The 771-nt window shown below is 55.0% G+C and carries 1 protein-coding gene; it reads left to right on the top strand.

Going from position 1 to position 771, the window contains the following annotated elements:
• The coding region (locus AAHB17_RS24520; protein ID WP_342133677.1) for a hypothetical protein at positions 1-743 on the top strand (743 nt) is incomplete at its 5' end.
• Positions 744-771: the final 28 nt, after the last annotated feature.

The following is a 771-nucleotide window of genomic DNA, read 5'->3' as shown; positions in this document are numbered from 1 at the left end:
CAACGTCTGCTTTGCGCAATTTCGGGTTGCTGTTGGCATCGGCATTGACCCGGCAACCCGGTCGCTTGGGCGAAGCATTGGAGTTGTACGACGCGCTGGTGGACAAGGTCTCGTATGTGCAGATTCGTTACACCGCAGCTGATTTGCCGCTGGAAGCTGTGGCGCTGTGGTGGGCTGCCGACGAAGTCTCGGTGAATGAACGCCGTTTTGCGAGACTGGATCGTTGCCAGAACGACCATGAGCTTGCGCAGGAAGCGGCGGCAGCGCTGTATGCAGAAAAGAGTGAAATCCTTGATGCCTACATACGGGATCGTTTGCAAACTTCTCTGCCGGTGGACGTTGCACGAGCCATCACGATAGCGGGCTTTTCTGACAACGAGCAGTTGGCGTCCGATGTGCTCCGTACTCACGAAAACAGCATGGGGTTGTTGGGTGACGCTGCCAAGACATGTCGTTACGCCATGGATCGTCACCGGTGGGCGAAACATTGGCTTCAAGCCATGCAAACGGCTCACAGTGAAGAGGAGTTTTGGGCGGCATCCGTGTTGTTTTTGAAGGTGGTGGATGCGCGTTTCGATGTTCTTCATCAGGACACTCCCAAAGGCAATGACGTTTTCAGCCAATGGTGGTGGTCCGTGGAGCGCCAGCTCAAAAACCGGGTTGACCGGTGGGCGGAGAAACGGAAGAAGACGTTGTTTGGGGCGGAAGTACCGACGCCCATATTCATGTTGGCTTCACTGTGATTCATGAACTGGAAAGGAACTAGAGTCT

It is taken from the genome of Hydrogenophaga sp. OTU3427 (genome assembly GCF_038440225.1).
GTDB lineage: Bacteria > Pseudomonadota > Gammaproteobacteria > Burkholderiales > Burkholderiaceae_C > Hydrogenophaga.
The sequence above is the reverse complement of the archived record's forward strand: the minus strand, read 5'-3'. Positions and strand labels throughout refer to the sequence as shown.